A 22,659-nucleotide genomic window follows, 5' to 3' on the forward strand; every position below is an offset into this window, starting at 1 on the left:
TCGTGCGTCGGTACGCGGGAAGCGCTTACTTCCCGGGCAGGGTCGTGCCGGGTCGTGCGGAGGTGCTGGGTCGTGCGGAGGTGCGGGGGTGGTGCCGTGGTGCCCGGGTTCAGCCCGCGTACGGGTCGGCGACCCGGCCCGGCCGGGCGAGGAACTCGAAGTCGCAGCCGGTGTCGGCCTGCGTGATCTGCTCGTTGTAGAGCGCGCCGTAGCCGCGCTCGTACCGGGTGGGCGGCGGTGTCCACTCCGCCCGGCGCCGCTCCAGTTCCTCGTCGGCCACGTGGAGGTGGAGGGTGCGTGCCTCGACGTCGAGGGTGATGGAGTCGCCGGTGCGGACGAGGGCGAGAGGTCCGCCCACGTACGACTCGGGGGCGACGTGCAGCACGCAGGCGCCGTAACTCGTGCCGCTCATCCGGGCGTCGGAGATGCGGACCATGTCGCGGACGCCCTGCTTGAGCAGGTAGTCGGGCAGGGGCAGCATCCCGTACTCGGGCATGCCCGGGCCGCCTTTGGGGCCGGCGTTGCGCAGCACGAGCACGTGGTCGGGGGTGATGCCGAGCGCCGGGTCGTTGATGGTGCGCTGCATGGCCCGGTAGTCGTCGAAGACGACCGCGGGACCGGTGTGCTTGAGCAGGTGCGGCTCGGCGGAGATGTGCTTGATGACGGCCCCGTCCGGGCAGAGGTTGCCGCGCAGCACGGCCACTCCGCCCTCCTGCGCGACCGGGTTGTCCCGCGTCCGGATGACGTCGTCGTTGTGCACCTGCGCGCCCGCGACCTGCTCCCGCAGCGTGTCGTACGAGACGGTCGGACGGTCCAGGTGGAGCAGGTCCGGGATCCGGGAGAGGAACCCGGGCAGGCCGCCCGCGAAGTGGAAGTCCTCCATCAGGTACGTCTGTCCGCCGGGCCGTACGTTGGCCAGGACGGGGACCGTGCGGGCGGTGCGGTCGAAGTCGTCGAGGGTGAGCCGGACGCCCGCGCGGCCCGCCATGGCGATCAGGTGGATCACGGCGTTGGTGGAGCCCCCGAGGCCGAGCACGGTCGTCACGGCGTCGTGGAAGGCCTCGGCGGTGAGGATGTCGCTCAGCTTGCGGTCCTTGTGGACCAGTTCGACGATCGTCATGCCCGCCCTGGCGGCCATCCGGTCGTGCCCGGAGTCGACGGCCGGGATGCTGGAGGCGCCCGGGACGGTGACGCCGAGCGCCTCGGCGGCGGCGGTCAGGGTGGAGGCCGTGCCCATCGTCATGCAGTGGCCGGGCGAGCGGGCGAGGCCGCTCTCCAGCTCCTGCATCTCGCAGTCGCCGATGACCCCGGCGCGCTTGTCGTCCCAGTACTTCCACATGTCGGTGCCGGAACCGAGGACCTCGTTGCGCCAGTGGCCCGGCAGCATGGGCCCGGCCGGCACGAACACCGCCGGCAGGTCCACGGAGGCCGCCCCCATGAGCAGGGCGGGCGTCGACTTGTCGCAGCCGCCCATCAGCACGGCCCCGTCGACCGGGTACGACCGCAGCAGTTCCTCGGTCTCCATGGCGAGCATGTTGCGGTAGAGCATGGGGGTCGGCTTCTGGAAGGTCTCGCTCAGGGTCGACACCGGGAACTCCAGCGGGAAACCGCCTGCCTGCCAGACACCGCGTTTGACCGCCTGGGCGCGATCCCTGAGATGCACGTGACAGGGGTTGATGTCCGACCAGGTGTTGAGGATCGCGATGACGGGCTTGCCCAGGTGCTCCTCGGGCAGGTAACCGAGCTGGCGGGTGCGGGCGCGGTGGCTGAAGGTACGCAGTCCTTCGGTGCCGTACCACTGATGGCTCCGCAGCTGCTCGGGGCGCTTGGGGTCGGTCATATCGACCACCCGGCGGCGATGGCGGCGACTTCGGCGCGTTCGCTTTCCGGCAGCGGTCTGCTCGGCGGGCGGACCTCGCGGCGGCACAGCCCGAGGGAGGCCAGGGCCTCCTTGACGACGGTGACGTTGTTGGCGGAGCCGCTGTCGGCGCGCAGCTCCTCGAAGCGGCGGATCTGCTCCCAGACCTTCATGGCGGCCGGGTAGTCGCCGGAGCGCAGCGCCTCGATCATGTTCAGGGAGACGGCCGGGGCGACGTTCACCAGTCCGGAGGTGAAGCCGGTGGCGCCGGCGGAGAAGTAGGAGGGGGCGTACGGCTCGGCGAGCCCGGCCACCCACACGAACCGCTCCAGCCCCGCGTCCCGGGCGAACGCGGCGAACCTGGCCGCGTCCGGGACGGCGTACTTCACGCCGATGACGTTCGGGCAGGCGTCGGCGAGTTCGGCGAGCCGGGCACCGGTGAGCTGCGCGTTGCGGATGTACGGGACGACGCCCAGCTCGGGCACGGCCTCGGCGACGGCGCGGTGGTAGTCGACCCAGCCGGCCTGGGAGACGTACGGGTGGACGGGCTGGTGGACCATCACCATCTGGGCGCCGAGCTCACGGGCGTGCCGGGCGGAGGCGACGGCGGTGGGGATGTCGTGCCCGACCCCGACCAGGACGACGGCGCGCTCCCCGGCCTCGTCGATCGTCAACTCGGTGACCAGGCGGCGCTCGTCGGGGGTCAGGGCGTAGAACTCGCCGGTGTTGCCGTTCGGTGTGAGGGTCCTGATGCCGCCGTCGAGCAGACGGCGCAGCAGGGCCCGGTGGGTGTCCTGCGCGACGGTGCCGTCCTCGGCGAACGGGGTCACCGGGATCGCCACCACGTCGGCCAGGGCCGCCCGTTGGGTCTCGAACGCCACGCTGCTCATTTCTGACCTTCCTGTTCCAGTCCTGCCTGGGGGAAAGCGCGCTGCACGAAGGACGCGATGTGGGCGTGCAGGGCGAGCGCCGCGCCATCGGCGTCACCTTCGAGTGCGAGACGCAGGATCTCCCGGTGCTCGCCGGCCTCCCGCTCCCAGGAGGGGGAGGCGGCCCAGGCGACAGCGGAGACCAGGGCGGCCTGGTCGCGGACCTCGTCGAGCATCCGGCCGAGCAGCGGGTTGCCGCACGGCAGGTACAAGGAGCGGTGGAACTCGCGGTTGGCGAGGGAGCGTTCGGCGGTGTCGGTGGCGGCGTCGGCCCGGGTCAGCGCGTCGCGGGCGGCCTCCAGGGAGGCCCCGCGGCGCACGGCCCGCTTCAGCGCCTCGGGTTCCAGCAGCAGCCGGACGTCGTAGACCTCGCGCGCCATGTCCGCGTCCACCATGCGCACCGTGACGCCCTTGTACTGGCTCATCATGACCAGCCCGGTCCCGGCGAGCGTCTTGAGCGCCTCGCGCACCGGGGTCTTCGACACCCCGAACTGCGCGGCGAGCTCGGTCTCGACCAGCGCCTGTCCCGGCGTCAACTGCCCGGTGAGGATGCGGTGTTTGATCCCCTCCAGCACGTACTGCGTGCGGGAGGGGATCGGCGTGGGCACAGAGGTCATGCGCGCCTCTCGGATCTCGCGTCTCGGTGGATCGCGTATCGGATCTCACATATCGCGTCTCATATATGACGTACGAAGTACGACGCGATGACGGTAGGAGGGCGCGTTCGCTTCGTCAATGCTTCCGGCAAAGAAACTGCAATCGCTTTCTATGGCTGGGGCGCCCACTCCGGGTCCCGCCCGCTGAGCCCCACCGCCCGGGCCAGCAGGGATGCCTCCGGCCCGACCGTGACGACGGGCCCGAAGACGGCGCCGCGGTGGGGGTCGTCGACGGACGCCGCGAGGAAGTCGTGGCAGACCCGGAGCGCGGCCGGGTCGGGGTCGTACCGCTGACCGGTGGCCCGGGCCAGGTCCCAGCCGTGGACGACCAGTTCGTCGGTGGCGACGAGACCCGCGATCTCCCCGGGCAGGTCCACACCTCCGGCCCGTGTCATGCCGGTCCACGCGGCCGGGTCGCGCCAGGCCTCGGCCAGTTCGGCGAGAACCTTGGGCAGCTCCTCGCGCCAGCCGGGACCGATGTCCGGGAGCGCGGACTGCGGGTTGGTGTCGGTGGTGGCGCCCGGGTCCTTGCGGCCGGCGTCGCGGAAGGCGACGGCCAGTCCGATCAGGTGACCCAGCAGGTGACGCACCGCGTACTCCGGGCAGGGCGTCGGGTCCGCCAGTCGCTCGTCGGTGACGCCCTCGGCCAGGCGCGCCAGGACCGCGGTCTGGGGTCCGAGGTCCAGGGTCGCGGTCGGGATCGGTGTCGAGTCGGTCATCGGCTGCTCCTCGTGGTTCCGTACCTGGGATGCAGACCGGCTCCGCCGCCGGAACTCATCGCGGCGGGCGCCACCCGCCCCTCCCGAATCGTTGTGTACGGCCGGCCAACTTAAAATGCACATAGCGGTTGTTACAGACGCCTTCTGTGGCAGGTGGTGCGCGATGACACGCGACGGCGAGCTGAGACTGCATCTGCGGTGCGAGCTGGAAGATCTGTGCCCGGTCGTCTTCCGGAAGCTGACCGACCCCCGGGAGCTGGCCCGCTGGTGGGGCCCGGACGGGTTCAGCACCCCAAGCGTGGAGATCGACCTCCGCCCGGGTGGCGCCTACCGGATAGCGATGCAGCCCCCGGAAGGCGAGCTGTTCCATCTGGTGGGCGAATACATCGAGGTCGATCCTCCAGTGGGCCTGTCGTACACCTTCCGCTGGGAGGATCCGGACCCCGACGACCGGGAGACGGTGGTGACGCTGTCGCTGCACGACACCGACGTCAGACGGTCCGAGCTCACCCTCGACCAGGGCGACTTCGCCACCGAGCGGCGGCGGGCCCTCCACGAGGAGGGCTGGCTCCAGGGCCTGGGCAAACTCGGGGAGATGCTCGCCTCACAGCCGCATTGACCGCCACCCGCTCCGCTCGGAAACAGGGCACCCTCCCGATGCCTCGGCACGGCCCTTAGGCCCACAGTGGCCAGGCATGACGAACGAAACGACCTGGCCCCTCGTGCGCGTCCTGCGCGACCGTGACGCCGGGCTCTGTCTCGCGGGCGTGGTGGTCTCCGGCTTCGGCACCTCGGCCCTGTGGCTGGTGTCCGGCGTGTGGGTCAAGGACCTCACCGGCTCCGACGGCCTGGCCGCGCTGTGCATGCTCGCCATGTGGCTGCCGGCCCTGGCCGGGCCGCTACTGGGCACGCTCGCCGACCGGGGCCGCCGCAAGCCGCTGCTGATCGGCGTCAACCTGCTGCTGGGCGCTCTCCTGCTCACCCTCGTGGGCGTCGACGCGCCGTGCGACCTGTGGCTGCTCTACGCGGTGCTGTTCGTGTACGGCGCGGCGGGCGTCGTCGCCGACGCGGCCGAGTCGGCGCTCGTGGCGACCGCCGTAGACCGGTCCCTGCTCGGCGACTTCAACGGCCTGCGGATGACGGCCACCGAGGGCATGAAACTCCTGGCCCCGCCGGCGGGCGCGGGTCTCTACGCGGCGTACGGCGGCGCGAGTGTCGCCCTCCTGGACGCGGCGACGTTCGTACTGGCCACAGGCCTGTACGCGGCGCTGCGGGGGCGGGAGGTCAAGCCTGCCCCGGAACGGGACGGCCGCCGGCGGCGGACCGCCGAGGGCGTCCGCCACCTGTGGGCGCACCCGATGCTGCGCCCCCTGGTCCTGGCGGGCGGCGCCACGATGCTGTGCGCGGGCCTGAACGGGGCGATGGTGTACGCCGTCGTGGACGGGCTCGGGCGCCCCCCGGCGTATGCCGGTGTGCTGTACGCCGCGCAGGGCGCCGGTTCGGTCGCGGTCGGACTGGTCTCCGGCCCCGCCCTGCGCCACCTCGGGGCACGGCGTTTGGCGGCCTCAGGCATCGCGATGCTGGCGCTCGCGGTGGCCCTGCGGGCGGTGCCGTCCGACCCGCTGGCGCTGGTGTGCAGCGCGGCGATCGGCGCGGGGCTGCCCGCCGTGCTGATCGCCACCCTGACGTCCGTGCAGCGCGAGACGCCGGGGGTGCTGCTGGGCCGGGTCACGGCCACCGCCCACACCCTGGTGTACACACCGAACGTGGTCGGGCTGGCCGCCGGGGCGGCCCTGGTGGAACTGGTGGGTCACCGGCTGGTGCTGGTGGCCCTGGGCATTGCCCTGCTGGTGACGGCTGCGCCGCTGTTCCCTCCTCCGGCCGGGGCCGAAGCCGTCACCCACCGGTGACGGCCGCCCCGCCGTCTCAGAGCCCGGCGAGGGCGCAGCGGACCGCCTCCAGGTCGCCGTCGGACGCCAACCCGGCGTGATACAGCCGCAGTTCGGTCGCGCCGAGTCCTCGTGCCTCGGCGGCGTCGGCGGCGAGGGCGCCGGGGCTGCCGCCCATGCCGGAGACGACGGTGAAGTTGGCGGCGAGGACGGCGCCTTCCCGGCCCTGAGCCGCGAAGGGCGTCAGCGTGCCGGTGCCGCCCGCGCACGGCACGACCACTCCGTCGGCGACGGACAGGATGTGCGCCGGGTCGACGCCGGGGTTGGCGCCGACGTGGTACGACACCGGGTCCGCGTGCAGCAGCACCTGGAAGCCCTCGGGCGCCGCCGCCCGGACCGCCGCGACGGCATCCTCCTGGAGCGTGCGGGCGGTTTCGTCGCGGTACGCGCGCGTGGTGTTCGCGAGCTTCTCCCCGAGGAGCTTCTCGATGCCTGTCCAGCCTCCGCCGTCCGGGGGCGCCCCCCGCCACACCGGCTCCAGCGCGGCCCGTACGGCGGCCGCCAGCTCGTCGGCGTCCAGGCCGTGCCGTGCGTAGCCGTCCCGGCAGGACGGGCAGAAGCACAGGGCCATCAGGTACTGCCCGGCGTCCCCGAGGCCGACGCCGCCGGTCTTGTCGTGGGCGTGCAGATGCTGCAGGCCGTACCAGCCGAGGGACTCCAGCTCGGTGCCGCGTGCCCCGGGCCGGACGGCCGCCTCGGCCGCCAGGTCGGTCAGGTACGCGCGGGTGGCGGGCTGCGCGATGCAGGGCGCCCAGGGGTAGCGGTCGCCGTAGGCGTTGACGACCGAGGTGTCCGGGTGCTGGGCGCCGAGGCGCGAGTTGTGGGCGAGGACGACCCAGGTGTGCACCTCGAGGCCGGCGTCTGCGAGCGCGGCTGCGGCCTCCCCGAAGGCGTCTCCGGGGGCCCAGGCGCCGGCCGCGAAGGGGCGCAGTTCCCGTCCGTCCCAGCGGTCGTCCGCCGGGTACAGCACGGCGGCGTGCTCGGCGGTGACGATGCGGTGGCGCGGGTGGCGGGGCGTCAGGGCGCGGGTGGAGTGGTAGGCGGCGGCCAGCGTCACCTGCTGCACGCCGAGCGCGGCGATCCGAGCGGGCGCCTCCGGGTCCCCGTTGACGTCCCAGGGGTAGACGAATGCCGACGCCTTCACTTGGCCTCCTCCAGCAGCGCGTATCCGCGTTCGATCACTTCGGCGAGCTGCTTGACATGATCCTCGGTCGGCTCGTGCAGCGGAGGCCGTACCTCCCCCACGTCCAGTCCGCGCAGCCGTACGCCCGCCTTGACGAGCGCGACGGCGTAGCCGCGGCCCTGGGCGCGGAGTTCGACGAAGGGCCGGTAGAAGCCGTCCAGCAGCCTCTCGACCAGGCGGTCGTCGCCGTTCCGCAGCGCCTGGTGGAAGGCGAGGGCGATCTCGGGCGCGAAGCAGAACACGGCGGACGAGTAGAGCGTCACGCCGAGGGCGCGGTAGGCGAGCTGGGTCTGCTCGGCGGTCGGCAGGCCGTTGAAGTACAGGAAGTCGCCCGGGGTCTCGGAGCGGACCGCGCTGACGACGCGCTGCATGAGGTCGAGGTCCCCCAGCCCGTCCTTGAGACCGATGATCCCGTCGGTACGGGCCAGTTCGACGACGGTCTCCGGGGTGAACACGGCGTTGTCCCGCTGGTAGACGATGAGCGGCAGCCCGGTCGCGGCGGCCACCTCGCGGTAGTGCCGCAGCAGCCCCTCCTGCCCGGCGACGACGAGGTAAGGCGGCATGGCGAGCAGCCCGTCCGCCCCGGCGGCCTCGGCCAGCCGCGCGTAGCGCACGGCGAGCGCGGTGCCGTACCCGGCGCCCGCGACGACCGGCACGCGCCTCTCGGCCGCCTCGACGGCGCCCCGTACGCACGCCTCGAACTCCTCCGGCGTGAGCGCGTGGAACTCGCCGGTGCCGCAGCAGGCGAACACGGCGGCGGCTCCGGCCTCCACCCCGCGACGCACATGCGTGCGGTAGGTGTCGAGGTCCACGGAGCCGTCGGGGCGGTAGGCGGTGACCGGGAAGAACAGCGGCCCGCTGGGGCTGTTGAGCCGAGCGGCGAGAGGGGCTGACGTCACGAACTCTCCCGGTTCCATATCCATGATTGGCGTCTATATTTCTGAACAACTCCACGCTAAGGTGCCTCCTCGGCGCCGGTCAAGCGCGCGAACCCGCGTCGCACCAGTGGATTCACCTCCTCCGCGCCCTACTTGACGGGCTCCGCCCCGGCTCCCTAGCGTGTCCACGCATATGAATGCCGTGCGCTCATGTGCACGATCGGCGATTCAAGGAGACCCGAGGATGCCATCTCCCCGCACCGTCCTGCTCACCGGCGCCGCCGGTGGCCTCGGCACCCTGATGCGGGAGCTGCTCCCGGCCTACGGCTACGACCTGCGCCTGCTGGACATGCGCCCGATCGAGGGCGCACCCGACGCGATCACCGCGGACCTCGCCGACCAGGATGCCGTGCGCGAGGCGGTCCGGGGCGTCGACGCGATCATCCACCTCGCGGGCATCTCCCTGGAAGCCCCCTTCGAGAAGATCCTCAAGGCGAACATCGAGGGCACCTACCACCTGTACGAGGCCGCCCGCGAGGAAGGCGTCGGCAGGATCGTCTTCGCCTCCTCCAACCACGCGGTCGGCTACACCCCGCGCCCCCAGGGCGACGACCCGCTCATCCCGATCGACACCCCGCGCCGCCCGGACACCTTCTACGGCCTGTCCAAGTGCTTCGGCGAGGACCTGGCCCAGTTCTACTGGGACAAGCACGGCCTGGAGACGGTCTCGGTGCGCATCGGCTCCTGCTTCCCCGAGCCGACCAGCGTGCGGATGCTGTCGGTGTGGATGAGCCCCGCCGACGGAGCCCGTCTCCTCCACGCGGCCCTGACCGCCGAGCGCGTCGGCCACACCGTCGTCCACGGCTCCTCCGCCAACACCCGGCTGTGGTGGGACCTCGGCACCGCCCGGGCACTGGGCTACGAGCCGCAGGACGACTCCGAGCCGTGGGCCGAGAAGCTCATCGCCGAGCAGGGCGAACTGGAACCGGACAACGAGGCGCACGCCTACCTCGGCGGCCACTTCGTGACGGACCCGCCGATCTGGCCGTACTGAGCGGAACGAGTCGCCCTGGCGAAGACAAGTCGCCTCTGGCCGAAACGAGTCCTCGCGAACGGCGGGCGGCACCGAGAGCCACCGCGGCCGCCCCGCCACCACCCTGAACGGCCCCCCGGCCGGTTCCTCGCCGAGGCCGACACCTCGGCCCCGCAGTCGGTCATGGCCCGCTGGACCGGCAACCACGAGCGGGGCAACCGGACGCTCCGCCCGCGACCACCCCCGCTGTCGCCGCCGACACGATTGGGTGCAGGGTAAGGGAACGGCAAAACCGCCTCGCTCGTTCACGGGGCATGACCGCTATGACCCCTGGCTCGAACATCCCCCTGTCCGCCGCCCGCGTGACGGTGGACGTCGCCGCTCCGGTGCGGCTCGACGTATCGGGCCTGCTGCTCACCGCCGACGGCAAGGTGCGCTCCGACGACGACTTCATCTTCTACAACCAGCCGTCGGGCCCGGGCGTGACGTACCGCTCGGGCGGCGGCTCCGCGCCCGACGCGATCACGGTCGACACGGCCGCCCTCCCCCCGGGCATCGAGAAGATCGCCGTGACGGCGAGCCCTGACGCCGCGGGCCAGACCTTCCAGGGCGTCGAACCGACGGCCACGATCCGCAACGCCGACGACAACTCCGTCCTCGCCACGTTCACGCCCCCGCAGCTCGGCAGCGAGACGGCCCTGGTGATCGTGGAGATCTACCAGCGCAACGGCCAGTGGAAGGCCCGCGCCGTCGGGCAGGGCTACGCCAACGGCCTCGCGGGCATCGCCACGGACTTCGGGGTCACGGTGGAGGAACCGGCCGCCGCCGCCCCGGCCCAGCCGCTGACCCCGCCGCCGGCCCCGGCGCAGCCGCCGGCCCCGCCCGTTGCCACGCCCGCGGCACCCCCGGCCGCCCCGGCCACGCCGCCCCCGCCCGCGCCCGGCTCCGGGAAGATCAACCTCGACAAGGGCCGCGTCAGCCTCCAGAAGAACCAGACCGTCTCCCTGATCAAGGGCGGCCGCCCGCTGCTCTCCCAGGTCAAGATGGGCCTCGGCTGGGAGCCTGCGTACCGCGGCAAGGACATCGACCTGGACGCCTCGGTCATCGCCTACGGGCCGCAGCGCAACCACATCGACAGCTGCTACTTCGGCAAGCTGCAGATCGTGGGCGGCGCGATCCGGCACTCCGGTGACAACCTCACGGGCGAGGGCGGCGGCGACGACGAGGTCATCACGGTCGACCTCGGCCGCCTCCCCCAGGAGGTCACCGGCCTTGTCTTCACGGTCAACTCCTTCTCCGGCCAGAAGTTCACGGAGGTCGCCAAGGCCTACTGCCGCCTCCTGGACGGCGCGACCGGCGAGGAACTGGTCCGCTTCGACCTCACCGGCGCCGAAGCCCAGACCGGCGTGCTGATGGCCAAGCTGATCCGCCAGTTCTCCGGCGAGTGGGACATGACGGCCATGGGCGACTTCGTGAAGTCCCGCACGGTGCGGGGGATGGTGAAGCCGGCGGCCCAGGCGCTGTAACGCACCCACAGCCGACGTCCCGGGACGCCCCCGGCCAGGGGGCGTCCGGCGCCCGGCCCTCGTCTGCGCTCGTCGGCCCAGATGGGCCGGAGTCGAGTGGAGGCGCCCGAGAACCGGTGTCGGGGGAACGGCACGGCTGATCTTCGGAACAGGTCAGGCGGAGTCGCGGACCACCAGTTCCGGCGTCACCCACGCCTCCGCGCCCCGCAGCGGCTCCTCCCCCGCGCGCAGCCGGGCCACCTGCTCCACGGCAAGCCGCCCCAGCTGCCGCTTGTCGATGTGCAGGGTGGTCAGCGCGGGTTCCACCAGCTCGCCCAGGGAGAGGCCGTCGAAGCCGAGCACGGCCAGGTCGTCCGGGACGCTCCGGCCACGGCGGCGGGCGGTGCGCATGGCCCCGACCGCGATGAGGTCGTTGAAGCCGAAGACAGCGGTGATCTCGGGCCGCGTGTCCAGCAGCCGTGCCATGCCGGCCTCGCCGCCCGCCACGCTGTGCTCGGGGCAGATGACGACCCAGTCGTCGTCGACCGGCAGGCCGAGCCGCCGCACCTGCTCCAGGAAGGCCTGTCTGCGCGGACCGGGGCCGTGGGCCCCGTCCAGCATGCCGATCCTGCGGTGCCCGGCGCGGAACAAATGGTCCATGCCCCGCTCGACCCCGGTCGCGGCGTCGATGCCCACGGCCGCGAACCGGGTCTGCCGCGGGCCGCGTTCCAGCAGCACCAGCGGTACGCCCCCGATGTGCCGGGTGAGGAGGTCGTCCGGGTCCTTGAAGTAGCCGACGACGGCGTCCGCCTGATGGGACAGCACGTCGAGCGCCTGGCGTTCGCGGGCCTCGTCGATCCGGGAGTCCCACACCACGACCTGCCAGCCGCGCTGCTCGGCCGCCTCCAGCACCCCTGCGGCCACCTCCGGGAAGAAAGGGTTGCGCAGGTCGGGTATGACCAGGCCCGCCGTCACCGCGCCCTTCTGGACGAGTCCGCGCGCGAACCGGCTCGGCCGGTAGTCCAGGAGCCGCGCCGCCTCCAGGACCCGCTCCTTGGTGCCCGGGTCGATCTCACCCTTGTCGTTGACCGCCCGGGAGACCGTCTGGCGTGACACCCCGGCCAGGCGTGCGACGTCGTGGATCGTGGCCCGGCGCCGTGTACCGTCGGGTCGCTCGGCTCCCGGCTCCGCGCGCTGATCGTCCGTCCACACGCCCAGCACTGTATCCGGCGCCCTGCGCGGCCCGGCAGGGGCTGCGGGCGGGCCCGTCAGTCGCCGAGCTCGGTGAACAGTGTCAGCTGGAGCGCGCCAGGGGCTTCGAGCCGGGAGTTCAGGGAGTTCCAGGGGGTACGGGTCGGCTCGGCGACGACCTCGGCTCCGGCGGCGGCCAGCTTCGCCGTGGTGGCGGCGGAGTCGTCCACCTGGAAGGCGACCCGGACGTGCCCGGCCACCCGCCGCCCCACCTCGACCTCGTCGATGAAGGCGGCGTGGTTCGGGTCGGCCAGCTCCAGGGTGGCCTGCCCGGCCTCGAGGATCGTGACCCGTCCGTCCTCCGAGGCGAAGGCGCCCCGCTCGGGCAGACCGAGCACGTCCCGGTAGAAGTGCAGCGCGGCGTCGTAGTCGTCCGCCGTCACGACCAGGCGGAGTTCCCGGACGGCTGGTTGGTCGGACATGGCGACTCCTCGTGATCGGATCACCGCTCACAACGCGCCGACCGGCCTGCTGATTCCCGGAGCGGGCGGGATCGCACCCGGCGGAGAGGCCGTGGCCCGCGCTCGCCTCGCGGTGCGGGCCACGGTCTCTCAGGCCGCCCAGGGCCAGTCGGCGTCCCGGGCTGGTGCGTGACGTCGTGATCTCACGGTAGGAGGCGCAGCGCGGGAACCGCGAGCGAATCGACTACCGCTTCTGGCGCTTCCAGGGGCCGGTGATGGCGAGCAGAATTCCGGGCGTCTGGATGCTGGCGAAGAGGGTCCGGCCGTCGGGCGAGAAGGTGACACCGGCGAACTCGCTGTACTCCGGCTCCTCCTCGGTACCGATGTTCAGCTCGTTGCGCGCGATCGGGTACGTACGCCCGCTGTCGGTGGCCCCGAACAGGTGCTGCACGCCTTCCCCGTCCTCGGCGATGACGAGACCGCCGTACGGGGAGACGGTGATGTTGTCGGGTCCGTCGAACGCGCCGTCCGCGGACGGGTCGGGGTTCACCCCGAGCAGCACCTTCAAGGTCAGGGTGCGGCGCTTGGGGTCGTAGAACCAGACCTGGCCGTCGTGCTGTACGGGGCTCTCCTCACGGGCGTACGAGGAGACGATGTAGGCGCCGCCGTCGCCCCACCACATGCCCTCCAGCTTGCGGGCGCGGGTGACCTCGCTGTCGCTGAACTGCTTGCGCACGGGGGTGGTGCGGGCGTCGCGGTCGGGTACGTCCACCCAGTCGACACCGTAGACGGTGCCGATCCTGGTGGCACGGGACAGGTCGTCGACGAACCGGCCTCCGGAGTCGTAGCACTTGGGCGCCTGGAGGAGGCCGGCGTCGTCCGCCAGCGTGCGGAACCTGCCGGGGCCGTATTCGAAGCCCTTCGGCGGGGTCCAGCGGAAGAGGAGGCCGTTGGGGGCGGCGGCGTCCTCGGTGAGGTAGGCGTGGCCGCGCCTGGGGTCGATGACGACGGCCTCGTGGTCGTAGCGGCCGAAGAACTTCAGCGGCTTGGGGGCGCGGTTGGCGCGCCGGTCGCAGGGGTCGACCTCGAAGACGTAGCCGTGGTCCTTGGTCATGCCGTTGACACCGGCCTTGTCGGAGTTCTCCTCACAGGTGAGCCAGGTGCCCCACGGGGTGCGGCCGCCGGCGCAGTTGGTGGAGGTGCCGGCGATGCCCACCCATTCGGCGACGCGTCCGTCGGGACGCACCTCGACGACCGTGCAGCCGCCGGCGGCGGCCGGGTCGTAGACGAGGCCCTCGGTGAGCGGCACCGGGTACTTCCACTTGGTGCGCGGCCCCTTCAGCTCGTGGTTGTTGACGAGCAGGGTGGTGCCGCGGGGGCCGTCGAAGGTGGCGGTGCCGTCGTGGTTGGACGGCGTGAACTCCCCGGACTCCAGCTTGGTCTTCCCGCTGTAGGTGATGATCCGGTACGTGAAGCCGGCGGGCAGGGCGAGGATGCCCTTGGGGTCGGGGACGAGCGGTCCGTAGCCGACTCCGTGCCGGGCGTCCGCCGCGCCCTCCGCACTGTCGGTGTCGTAGGACGCGAGGGCGTTCGGCGCGGTGGCGAGGGCCCCGACGCTGCCCGCCAGCGCGACACCGGCACCGGTGATCGCGGAGTTTCTGGCGAAGTCCCTGCGGGTGAGCGACATGGTGTCTCCTGTGACGGTGAGAATGCCGTGGAGGGTGGCGGACCTCGTTCGGCGACACCGTGCCGCTCATCCATGAACGCCGGTTGAACAACACTCGAAGGGGCGCGGGTCTGATTCCCGCGGGCTCCGCCGCCAGGCGTGACCAGCCACAACGGGCCCGCACCCGCGAGACGAGCTCAGCCCCCCTGCTGCGACCGCGCTTTGAAGGCCGCCTTCCGAGCCTCCTTGGCGACCTTCTTGTCCGGATGCAACCGCCCCATCGCCTCCAGCACATCAGCCGTAGCGGGATGGTCGACCCGCCACACGGCCGCGAAGAACCCGCCGTGCTGCTGCGCGAGCCCCTCCACCAGCGCCCGCAGCTCCTCGGAGTTCCCCTCCGCGGCCAGTTGCGCGGCGACCGTGTCGATGGTCAGCCAATAGACCATCGTCTCCGAAGGGGCGGGCACGTCCGCCGCACCATGCTCGGTGAGCCAGACCCGGGCGAGACCGCCCAACTCGGCGTCGTCGAGCACCTCCCGCAGGGCCGGCCCGGCCGAAGCCCCCACCAGCGACAGGGCCTGCTGGCACCGCAGCCGCCGCAGCGGCGCCCCCGCGTCCGAACCCCGGGCCGCCGCCAGCAACTCCCGTGCCGCGGCGAGCGATTCCCGGCGCTCCAGCCACTGCTCGGTCTCGGCCTGCGCCGCCCCCGGCGGAAACGCGGCCGTGCCGTCGAGCAGCGCGTCGGCACCCTTGTCCGCGAGGTCCCCGACGGCCGGCGCATCGAATCCGGCCTCCAGCAGCCGGACGCGCATGCCGTACACCCCGAGCGGGGTGAGGCGGACCATGCCGTACCGGGAGACGTCGGTGTCGTCGACGGGCGCCGCCGGCTCCTCGTCGGCGTCGTTCATGAGCGCCTCGTCGACGGGCTGGTACTCGACGAACCCCACCGGCTCCAGCATCCGGAACTGGCCGTCCAGCCGCATCATCGCGTCGGACACCTGCTCCAGGACGTCGTTGGTGGGCTCGCCCATGTCGCTGGGCACGATCACCGAGGCGGCCAGCGCCGGAAGCGGCACCGGGGCGCCGCCCGGGGTGTCCTCGCCGGCGGTCAGCAGGTAGAGGTTGCCGAGCACGCCGTCGAGGAACTCGGCCTCGGCCTCCGGGTCCCAGTCGAGGGCGGAGAGGTCGACCTCGCCGTCCTCGTCGACGAGCCCGTCCAGATCGGGCACGCTCGCGTCGGCGAGCGCGGTGTCCAGGGCGGCGAGCCACACGGCGAGCACGTCCTGCGGGGATCCGCCGGTGAGCAGCGCGAGCTCCTCACCCACCGTGACGGTGCCCTCCTCCTCGTCGACGATCTCGACGAGACCGGCGTCCACGGCGACCCGCCAGGCCTCACTGGCGTCGGCGGCGGCGTCGTCCCCGCTCAGTCCGAGCGCCTCGACCGCGGCGGGCAGTTGCTCGTCGACGAGCCCGCCTCCCGCGTCGACGCGGGTGTCCGGCCCGGCCCAGCGGGCGAGCCGGGCGGCCCGGGACAGCAACGGCGTGGACAGCGCGTCCCGCGCCAGCTCCGCTTCGGTGTGCAGCCGCACGGGCGGCAGGGGGGAGGAGCTGTCTGACATCGGCTGATTCTCCTAGCGCGCCTCAGGTGACTCAGCCGCTCAGCCTAGACGGATTTCCACCCATGCCGCCCACTTCATCTCCCCGTCGACCGCCGTACACGGCCGAAACCTTGACAAGTGACATGGCCACGCTGGAGATTGACGCGCGTAGAAGTCGGCGGACACCTGTTCACCGGGCCTGCCCCACCACGCGCCCCGTCCATCGCCCTCTACGCACGTCACACCGCGCCGCCCCACAGGCCGCGGCAGCAAGCCGTCCACTCGTTCCGCCCTCGTCCCGGCGCCCTGTCACGTCCCCGGAGGGAATCCCGTTGCCGAGCAAGTCGTCCGCGCGCCTCGCCGCGCTCACCGTCGCCGCCGCGTGTTCCGCGGCATCCACGATCGTCCTCACGACCCCCGCGCACGCGGAATCGGTGCGTATTCACGACATCCAGGGCAGCACCCGGATCTCCCCGTACGCCGGCAAGCAGGTCACGGACGTGGCCGGAATCGTCACCGGCGTCCGCACCTACGGCTCGTCCCGCGGCTTCTGGATCCAGGACCCGAACCCGGACACCGACCCGGCGACCAGTGAGGGCGTCTTCGTCTTCACCGGTTCCACCCCGAAGGGCGTCGCCGTCGGTGACTCCGTCACGGTCAGCGGCACGGTCTCGGAGTACGTCCCCGGCGGCACGACCTCCGGCAACCAGTCCCTGACGGAGATCACCAAACCGACGACCACGGTCGTCTCCGGCGGCAACGAGCTCCCCGCCGCCACGGCCGTCACCGCGAGGTCCGTCCCCGCCGCCTACGCGCCGGCCGGCGACACCGCCGCCGGGGGCTCGATCAACCCCCTCCCCCTCAAGCCCGCCGAGTACGCCCTGGACTATTACGAGGCGCTGGAGGGCATGACCGTCCGGGTCGCCGACGCCCGCGTGGTCGGCGCCACCGACCCGTACACCGAGCTGTGGGTGACGGTGAAGCCGCACGAGAACCGCAACCGCCGCGGCGGCACGGTCTACGGCTCCTACGACGCCCAGAACACGGGCCGCCTCCAGATCCAGTCCCTCGGAGCCGCGGCCGACTTCCCGAAGGCGAACGTGGGCGACACCCTCCAGGGCGCCACCGCAGGCCCCCTGGACTACAACCAGTTCGGCGGCTACACCCTGGTCGCGAGTGAACTCGGCACGCTGAAGAGCGCGGGTGTGCAGCGCGAGACGACCCGCAAGCAGCGTTCCGGCGAGCTCGCGGTCGCCACGTACAACGTCGAGAACCTGGACCCGACCGACGACACCTTCGCCGCCCACGCCTCCGCGATCGTGAACAACCTGAAGTCGCCGGACATCGTGTCCCTGGAGGAGATCCAGGACAACAACGGCGCCAAGAACGACGGCACGGTCGCCGCCGACCGGACCATGACCCAGCTGATCGACGCGATCGTCGCGGCCGGCGGCCCGAAGTACGACTGGCGCTCGATCGACCCGGCCGACAACACCGACGGCGGTCAGCCCGGCGGCAACATCCGCCAGGTGTTCCTGTTCAACCCGGAGCGGGTCTCCTTCGCGGACCGCGCGGGCGGCGACGCCACGACGGCGACCGGCGTGACGAAGATCCGCGGCAAGGCGCACCTGACGCTCAGCCCCGGCCGCATCGCCCCGGCCGACGAGGCCTGGAGGAACAGCCGCAAGCCGCTGGCCGGCGAGTTCGTCTTCCGCGGCCGCACGGTCTTCGTGATCGCCAACCACTTCAACTCCAAGGGCGGCGACCAGGGCCTGACCTCCCAGTACCAGCCGCCGTCGCGTAGCTCCGAGACCCAGCGCCACCAGCAGGCCACCCTGGTGAACGCCTTCGTCAAGGACATCCTCGACACCCAGAAGAACGCGGACGTCATCACGCTCGGCGACATCAACGACTTCGAGTTCTCCCGGACCGCGCAGCTCCTCGAGGGCCGCGGCGAACTCTGGTCGGCGATCAAGTCGCTGCCCGGAAGCGAGCGTTACTCGTACGTCTACCAGGGCAACAGTCAGGTCCTCGACCAGATCCTGATCAGCCCGTCGATCCGCCGCGGCTGCGACTTCGAGTACGACAGCGTGCACATCAACGCGGAGTTCAACGACCAGATCAGCGACCACGACCCGCAGGTCCTGCGCTTCCGCCCGTAACCCCGGCCCGGGGCCGGCCGAACGACGCGTTCGGCCGGCCTCACGGTCCCTCTCTCACCCGGGCACCAGCCCCAGGGCGTGCACGTACCGGCTGCCGGTGGCCCTCGCGACTCCCGGACACGTCCGCACCCGCTCCCAGGCATCGGTCGACGGCGCGGCCAGCGCCCGGTCGTAGGCCTCGGCGCTCTCCCACTCGGCGTAGTTCAGCACGTGCCGGCCGTCCGTACTCACATGGAAGTGAGCGGACACCAGACCGGCATGCCCCTCCGGGTCGTCCTCCAGAGCCTTCAGCACGAGATCGACCCACTCCTCCCGGCGCTGCCCGCCCTCGAAGTCGATCCGCACGGTGACGATCAGCCCGGGCGCCCGTCAGGCGCCCATCCGCGGCGCCCCGGCGGCACGACCGGGCGCGGCCGAGGCAGCCCGGACGCCGGCCACGACGCGCCCGCGCCCCCGGCCCGCGGAAGGGGGCGGGGGCGCGGCACCCGGCCCTTCAGCGGTGCCCGTGGACATGCCTCCATCGCAGCACCCCGACGGCCACCACGCCCGCGGCCGCCCCGGCCACCAGCACCGGACCCGGATGCCGCACCCCGGCCTGCACCAGCGTCCGCACCGGCCCGGGCCCCGCGTGCGCGGCCCGATCCTGCACCGCGTGTCCGGCTTGCGCCGCGCTGCTCCGCAACTGCACCGTCATCGCCCCGGCCTTGTCCCGAAGATCAGCGGCCCGAGCGAGCGCACGCCCCTTCACATCGGCCTTCCCGGCCAACTCCTGCACCGTGTTGCCGAGTTCGCCACGCGTCTGCTCGATCTGCCGCCGCAGCTCGTCGGGCCCCTTGGCCCCACCCGTCGGCTTCGTCATCGATGCGCCCTTTCCCTGATCTCCTCCACGTCCGCCTTGACACTGCCGAGCGCCTCCTCGGGCGTGGGCGGCGCGGCCCGCCGCAGCTGTCCCCGGCCGACCACGGCCAGCACAGCCGCGATCACGAACAGCACCCCGGTGACGATCAGCGCCGCCGCCCACACCGGCAGCACCAGCGAGAGCGCGGCGGCTCCCGTACCGGCCAGCGCGAGGAACCCGGCATACGCGACGGCGCCCGCCGCACCGAGCAGCCCACCGCCACGCCCCGCCCGCCGCCCCTTCTCGGCCAGCTCTTCCTTCGCGAGCGCCACTTCCTGCCGCGCGAGCCGGGAGAGCTGCTCGGCGGCCTGTCCGACGAGCTCACCCACGGAGTGGCGCTCGTCGTGCACGGTCCGATGGTTCATGGTCCCGGTCACGGTGTTCCCCTCCTCTCGAAGTAGGAACCCCCGAGTACCCGGCCGGCCCGTCGGCTACCCCTACAGCCCGGCCCCGTCCCCCCGCTCACCGAGTCGGGCCGGCCACGCCCGGAACCAGTCGCACCGTGTCTGCAACGGCGGTGCCTCAGACACGAGTTCGGGCCCCAGGCCCCTCCGGCGACTCCGGCCCCGCCGACGCCTTACCACCCGTGGCCGCGACCCGCACCCCCTCCCCGCCAACTGAGCGAACGCGGCGAACGAAAACGACACCCGGCCCCGCGCGACGCCCCACAGGGCGCGAGCGCCCGCCACCCGACCCGCCCCATCGGACGGAAGACACCAGTTCCACCGCACCTCAAAGCAATGCTTAACGGCACCCGGTAGAAAAATTAAGTGGAGCTACGCGATCGGGCTGCCGAACACTACTCTCATGACGACTCCCTTCGGCCGCACCCTCTGCGCGATGATCACCCCCTTCACCGACTCCGGAGCCCTGGACCTCGACGGCGCCCAGCACCTCGCCGCCCACCTGGTCGACAACGGCTGCGACGGCCTCGTCCTCTCCGGCACCACAGGCGAGTCCCCCACCACCACGGACGCCGAGAAGTCGGCGCTGATCACCGCCGTCCGCGAGGCCGTGGCCGACAGGGCGTCGATCGTCGCGGGCATCGGCACCCCCGACACCCGCCACACCACCGAACTGGCGAGAGAGGCGGAAAAGGCGGGCGCGGACGGCCTGTTGGTGGTCTCTCCGTATTACAGCCGCCCCCCGCAGGACGCGATCGAAGCCCACTTCCGCGAGATCGCGGACACCACCGGACTCCCGCTCATGCTCTACGACATCCCGGCTCGCACCGGTGCCCGCATCGAGCCGGAAACGCTCCTGCGCCTCGCCGGACACCCCCGGATCGCCGCGGTCAAGGACTGCTCCTACGACTTCCTGGGCGCCCAGAAGGTACTGGCCCGCACGGACCTGGCCTACTACGCGGGCTGCGACGAACACAACCTCGCGCTGTACGCCGTAGGCGGCACGGGGTACGTCAGCACGGTCGCCAACGTGATCCCGCACCGCCTGCGAGCCGTTCTGGACGCGTTCGACGCGGGCGACACCACGCGGGCGGCCCGCCTCCAGCAGCGGGCCACCCCCCTCATCGAGGCGATCATGTCGGCGGGCCTGCCGGGCACCGTCACGACCAAGGCGCTCCTGAACGCCCTGGCCCTCCCCGCAGGCCCGGTCCGCGCCCCGCTCCGGGCCGCCGATCCCGCGACGACCGACACTCTTTCGTCGCTCCACGCGGAGCTCGCCGGGACGTGATCACCGCTCCGCGAACACCGGTTCCCACCGTCCCTTCGTGTTGTCCTTGGGCGAGCGGTAATCACTGAGCGGGGTCGTCTTCTTGCCGCCGATCGTCACGAGCACCAGCCGCTGGTGGTACTCGTTCCCGTCCGGCCCGATGTCCCACGCGACCAGCGAGTTCCCGTCCGCCCAGGCGAGCAGCTGCTGCCGCACCTCGCGCTTGTCTCCGGTGCGCGCGTCGAGGACCGAGGAGGACCTCTTCCACTTCCGGCCCGCGAACCCACCGGCGACGAGCTGCCCGTCAGGCGACACCCCCGCGTCGACGTACCACTCCCGGTACCTGCGCAGCACGAATACGGTGCGCTGCCGGGCGGTCAGCCGGGTCAGCGCGCCGCGCATCAGCAGGCGCAGTTCGGCTGCGGCCGGAGGCGTCCGGGGCGGTGACCGTCTCCGGCGGCTCGGCGACGCTCAGCTCGCGCCTCGGCCACTTCAGCCGCCAGCGGCTGACCTGCTGCCGGTAGAGAACCTGGCGGACGTACGCCTCGGGTTCCTCGATGCGGTGCCAGCGGCCCGCCGCCTTGATCAGCGCGTTCTGGAGCAGGTCCTCGCCCGCGTGCCGGTCGCCGCCGCTGAGCAGGATGGCGGTCCTCAGCAGCGCGGACGACCGGTTCGCCACGAACTCCCGGAGACTCTCCTGTGCTTCGGCATCCATCGTCACCTTCGCTCTCCCCGGAGCGGACCCTGTGCCCGGCCCCCGTACTCCCTGTGACGCGTACGGGAGCCTCCCGCCATGCCACCCGCCGGGAACGAAAACGGGACGGCCCGTGCCGCAGGCGTCTGCGACACGGGCCGTCCCGTCGATGTGCCGTCTCCGGTTCAGTTCCAGGCGTACCCGTCACCGAACAGCAGCGTGTGCTCCAGCACGTCCTCCGCCGGATCGTCGATCTGGCCGACGTTGACGTTGAGCAGACCGACCCGGTGGCCGTTGTGCGAGCCCGTGTTGGTCTCGTCGGCGTGCGCGGCCCCCGCCGGCAGCCAGCACACCGCCAGCGCCGTGACCGCCCCCGCCAGGCAGCGCGCCACGGCCCGCCCCTGCTCGTTCCTCATGCCTCGGTTCCTCGTTTCGTCGGTTCGGCGTCTGATCGGACACTGCGTCCACCCGTTCATCTGCCGAAACCACCGCGAGGTCACGCCGGGTCATCCGTACGGGGATCGTCAGTTGTGGCTGTGGAGGATCTCGTTCAGTCCGCCCCAGACCGCGTTGTTCGGCCGGGCCTCGACGGTGCCGGTGACCGAGTTGCGGCGGAAGAGGATGTTGGAGGCGCCCGAGAGCTCGCGGGCCTTGACGATCTGGCCGTCGGGCATGGTGACGCGGGTGCCGGCAGTGACGTAGAGGCCGGCCTCGACGACGCACTCGTCGCCGAGGGCGATGCCCACGCCCGCCTCGGCGCCGATCAGGCAGCGCTCGCCGATGGAGATGATGACGTTGCCGCCGCCGGACAGGGTGCCCATCGTGGAGGCGCCGCCGCCGATGTCCGAGCCGTCGCCGATGACGACACCGGCGGAGATGCGGCCCTCGACCATCGACGTGCCAAGCGTGCCGGCGTTGAAGTTGACGAAGCCCTCGTGCATGACGGTGGTGCCCTCGGCGAGGTGAGCGCCGAGGCGGACCCGGTCGGCGTCGGCGATCCGGACGCCCTTGGGGGCCACGTAGTCCGTCATGCGCGGGAACTTGTCGACGGAGGTCACCTGCAGGTGCAGGCCCTCGGCGCGGGCGTTGAGCCGGACCTTCTCCAGGTCGTCGACGGCGACCGGGCCGAGCGAGGTCCAGGCGACGTTGGCGAGGAAGCCGAAGATGCCGTCCAGGCTCTGGCCGTGCGGCTTGACCAGGCGGTGCGAGAGCAGGTGCAGGCGCAGGTAGGCGTCGTGGGCGTCGATCGGCTTCTCGTCTAGCGAGGCGATGACCGTGCGGACCGCGACCACCTCGACGCCCCGGCGGGCGTCCGGGCCGACCGCCGCGGTGGCGCCACCGCCGAGCAGCTCCGCGGCACGCTCGGCGGACAGCCGCTCGGTGCCGGACGGGCCGGGCTCGTCGAGGAGCTCGGGCGCGGGGAACCAGGTGTCGAGAACGGTGCCGTCGGCGGCGATCGTGGCGAGGCCGGCGGCCACGGCGCCGGTGGTGCGAGGAGCAGTCGTGTCGGTCATGAGGGCAACCTAACCGGCGGACGGCGGTCCAGGCGAACCGGTGCGGGGGCGTCTCACGTGACGGGCGGTATCCCTCCTCGAAGGCGCCCCTCGG

General features: G+C 72.2%; 22 protein-coding genes and 1 pseudogene. 6 read left to right on the top strand and 17 right to left on the bottom strand.

The features are described 5' to 3' along the window. Positions 1–109: 109 nt before the first annotated feature. The 4 genes from araD to ACWD1U_RS30355 form a co-directional block, all read right to left on the bottom strand. Positions 110–1,840 (bottom strand): L-arabinonate dehydratase, encoded by a 1,731-nt coding sequence (araD, locus tag ACWD1U_RS30340; protein ID WP_451112317.1) that lies wholly within the window; start codon positions 1,838–1,840, stop codon positions 110–112. Continuing rightward, the gene (locus ACWD1U_RS30345) at positions 1,837–2,748 is read right to left on the bottom strand and encodes a dihydrodipicolinate synthase family protein (RefSeq protein ID WP_451112319.1); all 912 of its coding nucleotides are present in this window, start codon (positions 2,746–2,748) and stop codon (positions 1,837–1,839) included. Before ACWD1U_RS30345 ends, araD begins: the two co-directional genes overlap by 4 nt. Beyond that, positions 2,745–3,404, bottom strand: coding sequence for a GntR family transcriptional regulator (locus ACWD1U_RS30350; RefSeq protein WP_451112321.1), 660 nt, complete (start codon positions 3,402–3,404; stop codon positions 2,745–2,747). Before ACWD1U_RS30350 ends, ACWD1U_RS30345 begins: the two co-directional genes overlap by 4 nt. Before the next feature lie 149 nt (positions 3,405–3,553). Then, entirely contained in the window at positions 3,554–4,162 is a 609-nt protein-coding gene (locus ACWD1U_RS30355; RefSeq protein ID WP_451112323.1) for a TIGR03086 family metal-binding protein, read from the bottom strand. Positions 4,163–4,325: 163 nt separating this feature from the next. On the opposite strand from ACWD1U_RS30355, the gene ACWD1U_RS30360 reads away from it, so the two are divergent. Both ACWD1U_RS30360 and ACWD1U_RS30365 read left to right on the top strand, forming a co-directional pair. After that, positions 4,326–4,781 (top strand): SRPBCC family protein, encoded by a 456-nt coding sequence (locus ACWD1U_RS30360; RefSeq protein WP_451112324.1) that lies wholly within the window; start codon positions 4,326–4,328, stop codon positions 4,779–4,781. Positions 4,782–4,857: 76 nt separating this feature from the next. Next, positions 4,858–6,072, top strand: coding sequence for an MFS transporter (locus ACWD1U_RS30365; protein WP_451112325.1), 1,215 nt, complete (start codon positions 4,858–4,860; stop codon positions 6,070–6,072). Positions 6,073–6,088: 16 nt separating this feature from the next. On the opposite strand, the gene ACWD1U_RS30370 is transcribed toward ACWD1U_RS30365, so the two are convergent. After that, positions 6,089–7,255, bottom strand: coding sequence for a hypothetical protein (locus tag ACWD1U_RS30370; protein ID WP_451112327.1), 1,167 nt, complete (start codon positions 7,253–7,255; stop codon positions 6,089–6,091). Then, complete coding sequence (locus tag ACWD1U_RS30375) at positions 7,252–8,193, bottom strand: 5-dehydro-4-deoxyglucarate dehydratase (RefSeq protein WP_451112329.1); 942 nt, start codon at positions 8,191–8,193, stop codon at positions 7,252–7,254. Before ACWD1U_RS30375 ends, ACWD1U_RS30370 begins: the two co-directional genes overlap by 4 nt. A 223-nt stretch (positions 8,194–8,416) precedes the next feature. On the opposite strand from ACWD1U_RS30375, the gene ACWD1U_RS30380 reads away from it, so the two are divergent. Both ACWD1U_RS30380 and ACWD1U_RS30385 read left to right on the top strand, forming a co-directional pair. Further along, on the top strand, positions 8,417–9,226 hold the full coding sequence (locus tag ACWD1U_RS30380) for an NAD-dependent epimerase/dehydratase family protein (RefSeq protein WP_451112330.1): 810 nt from the start codon (positions 8,417–8,419) through the stop codon (positions 9,224–9,226). Between the two features lie 302 nt (positions 9,227–9,528). After that, positions 9,529–10,731 carry a TerD family protein gene (locus ACWD1U_RS30385; RefSeq protein ID WP_451112332.1) on the top strand — a complete coding sequence of 401 codons (1,203 nt, stop codon included), beginning with the start codon at positions 9,529–9,531 and terminating at the stop codon, positions 10,729–10,731. Positions 10,732–10,884: 153 nt separating this feature from the next. Here ACWD1U_RS30385 and ACWD1U_RS30390 read toward each other — a convergent pair whose 3' ends face one another. The 4 genes from ACWD1U_RS30390 to ACWD1U_RS30405 all read right to left on the bottom strand — a co-directional run bounded on the left by ACWD1U_RS30390 (position 10,885) and on the right by ACWD1U_RS30405 (position 15,647). After that, a complete protein-coding gene (locus tag ACWD1U_RS30390; protein ID WP_451112334.1) occupies positions 10,885–11,922 on the bottom strand; it encodes a LacI family DNA-binding transcriptional regulator in 1,038 nt (345 codons plus the stop codon). Positions 11,923–11,978: 56 nt separating this feature from the next. After that, the gene (locus ACWD1U_RS30395; protein ID WP_451112335.1) at positions 11,979–12,383 is read right to left on the bottom strand and encodes a VOC family protein; all 405 of its coding nucleotides are present in this window, start codon (positions 12,381–12,383) and stop codon (positions 11,979–11,981) included. Positions 12,384–12,606: 223 nt separating this feature from the next. Further along, positions 12,607–14,049 (bottom strand): alkaline phosphatase PhoX, encoded by a 1,443-nt coding sequence (locus ACWD1U_RS30400; protein ID WP_451112337.1) that lies wholly within the window; start codon positions 14,047–14,049, stop codon positions 12,607–12,609. A gap of 176 nt (positions 14,050–14,225) precedes the next feature. Further along, complete coding sequence (locus ACWD1U_RS30405; protein ID WP_451112339.1) at positions 14,226–15,647, bottom strand: hypothetical protein; 1,422 nt, start codon at positions 15,645–15,647, stop codon at positions 14,226–14,228. 311 nt (positions 15,648–15,958) lie between these two features. On the opposite strand from ACWD1U_RS30405, the gene ACWD1U_RS30410 reads away from it, so the two are divergent. Beyond that, positions 15,959–17,788: an endonuclease/exonuclease/phosphatase family protein gene (locus ACWD1U_RS30410; protein ID WP_451112341.1), complete on the top strand. Its 1,830-nt coding sequence runs from the start codon at positions 15,959–15,961 to the stop codon at positions 17,786–17,788. Positions 17,789–17,842: 54 nt separating this feature from the next. Here the strand turns inward: ACWD1U_RS30410 and ACWD1U_RS30415 are convergent, their stop codons facing one another. From ACWD1U_RS30415 to ACWD1U_RS30425, 3 genes are all read right to left on the bottom strand, one after another. Continuing rightward, the gene (locus ACWD1U_RS30415) at positions 17,843–18,133 is read right to left on the bottom strand and encodes an antibiotic biosynthesis monooxygenase (protein WP_451112343.1); all 291 of its coding nucleotides are present in this window, start codon (positions 18,131–18,133) and stop codon (positions 17,843–17,845) included. 148 nt (positions 18,134–18,281) lie between these two features. Continuing rightward, positions 18,282–18,647 carry a DUF3618 domain-containing protein gene (locus ACWD1U_RS30420; protein ID WP_451112345.1) on the bottom strand — a complete coding sequence of 122 codons (366 nt, stop codon included), beginning with the start codon at positions 18,645–18,647 and terminating at the stop codon, positions 18,282–18,284. Next, entirely contained in the window at positions 18,644–19,063 is a 420-nt protein-coding gene (locus tag ACWD1U_RS30425; protein ID WP_451112347.1) for a phage holin family protein, read from the bottom strand. The genes ACWD1U_RS30420 and ACWD1U_RS30425 overlap by 4 nt, the downstream gene beginning before the upstream one ends. Positions 19,064–19,493: 430 nt before the next feature. On the opposite strand from ACWD1U_RS30425, the gene dapA reads away from it, so the two are divergent. Then, positions 19,494–20,378 (top strand): 4-hydroxy-tetrahydrodipicolinate synthase, encoded by an 885-nt coding sequence (dapA, locus tag ACWD1U_RS30430; protein WP_451112348.1) that lies wholly within the window; start codon positions 19,494–19,496, stop codon positions 20,376–20,378. Here dapA and ACWD1U_RS30435 read toward each other — a convergent pair whose 3' ends face one another. From ACWD1U_RS30435 to dapD, 4 genes and pseudogenes are all read right to left on the bottom strand, one after another. Next, positions 20,379–20,711: a hypothetical protein gene (locus tag ACWD1U_RS30435; protein WP_451112389.1), complete on the bottom strand. Its 333-nt coding sequence runs from the start codon at positions 20,709–20,711 to the stop codon at positions 20,379–20,381. It lies immediately after the preceding gene. Further along, positions 20,691–21,072: pseudogene (locus ACWD1U_RS30440) on the bottom strand (SigE family RNA polymerase sigma factor); the annotation flags it as partial. The pseudogene ACWD1U_RS30440 and the gene ACWD1U_RS30435, both read right to left, overlap by 21 nt. 164 nt (positions 21,073–21,236) lie before the next feature. Then, complete coding sequence (locus ACWD1U_RS30445) at positions 21,237–21,467, bottom strand: hypothetical protein (protein ID WP_451112350.1); 231 nt, start codon at positions 21,465–21,467, stop codon at positions 21,237–21,239. 108 nt (positions 21,468–21,575) lie between these two features. Then, positions 21,576–22,565, bottom strand: a complete 990-nt coding sequence (gene dapD, locus ACWD1U_RS30450; RefSeq protein WP_451112352.1) for a 2,3,4,5-tetrahydropyridine-2,6-dicarboxylate N-succinyltransferase — start codon at positions 22,563–22,565, stop codon at positions 21,576–21,578. Positions 22,566–22,659: the final 94 nt, after the last annotated feature.

Source organism: Streptomyces sp. NPDC002788 (assembly GCF_053592115.1).

Excerpts from the sequence above, each read along its gene's own strand:
- ACWD1U_RS30345 (WP_451112319.1), bottom strand. The coding sequence starts at position 2,748 with ATGAGCAGCGTGGCGTTCGAGACCCAACGGGCGGCCCTGGCCGACGTG.
- ACWD1U_RS30420 (WP_451112345.1), bottom strand. The coding sequence starts at position 18,647 with ATGACGAAGCCGACGGGTGGGGCCAAGGGGCCCGACGAGCTGCGGCGG.
- araD (WP_451112317.1), bottom strand. The coding sequence starts at position 1,840 with ATGACCGACCCCAAGCGCCCCGAGCAGCTGCGGAGCCATCAGTGGTAC.
- ACWD1U_RS30365 (WP_451112325.1), top strand. The coding sequence starts at position 4,858 with ATGACGAACGAAACGACCTGGCCCCTCGTGCGCGTCCTGCGCGACCGT.
- ACWD1U_RS30380 (WP_451112330.1), top strand. The coding sequence starts at position 8,417 with ATGCCATCTCCCCGCACCGTCCTGCTCACCGGCGCCGCCGGTGGCCTC.
- ACWD1U_RS30360 (WP_451112324.1), top strand. The coding sequence starts at position 4,326 with ATGACACGCGACGGCGAGCTGAGACTGCATCTGCGGTGCGAGCTGGAA.
- dapA (WP_451112348.1), top strand. The coding sequence starts at position 19,494 with ATGACGACTCCCTTCGGCCGCACCCTCTGCGCGATGATCACCCCCTTC.
- ACWD1U_RS30350 (WP_451112321.1), bottom strand. The coding sequence starts at position 3,404 with ATGACCTCTGTGCCCACGCCGATCCCCTCCCGCACGCAGTACGTGCTG.
- ACWD1U_RS30385 (WP_451112332.1), top strand. The coding sequence starts at position 9,529 with ATGACCCCTGGCTCGAACATCCCCCTGTCCGCCGCCCGCGTGACGGTG.
- ACWD1U_RS30405 (WP_451112339.1), bottom strand. The coding sequence starts at position 15,647 with ATGTCAGACAGCTCCTCCCCCCTGCCGCCCGTGCGGCTGCACACCGAA.
- dapD (WP_451112352.1), bottom strand. The coding sequence starts at position 22,565 with ATGACCGACACGACTGCTCCTCGCACCACCGGCGCCGTGGCCGCCGGC.
- ACWD1U_RS30445 (WP_451112350.1), bottom strand. The coding sequence starts at position 21,467 with ATGAGGAACGAGCAGGGGCGGGCCGTGGCGCGCTGCCTGGCGGGGGCG.
- ACWD1U_RS30400 (WP_451112337.1), bottom strand. The coding sequence starts at position 14,049 with ATGTCGCTCACCCGCAGGGACTTCGCCAGAAACTCCGCGATCACCGGT.
- ACWD1U_RS30355 (WP_451112323.1), bottom strand. The coding sequence starts at position 4,162 with ATGACCGACTCGACACCGATCCCGACCGCGACCCTGGACCTCGGACCC.
- ACWD1U_RS30395 (WP_451112335.1), bottom strand. The coding sequence starts at position 12,383 with ATGTCCGACCAACCAGCCGTCCGGGAACTCCGCCTGGTCGTGACGGCG.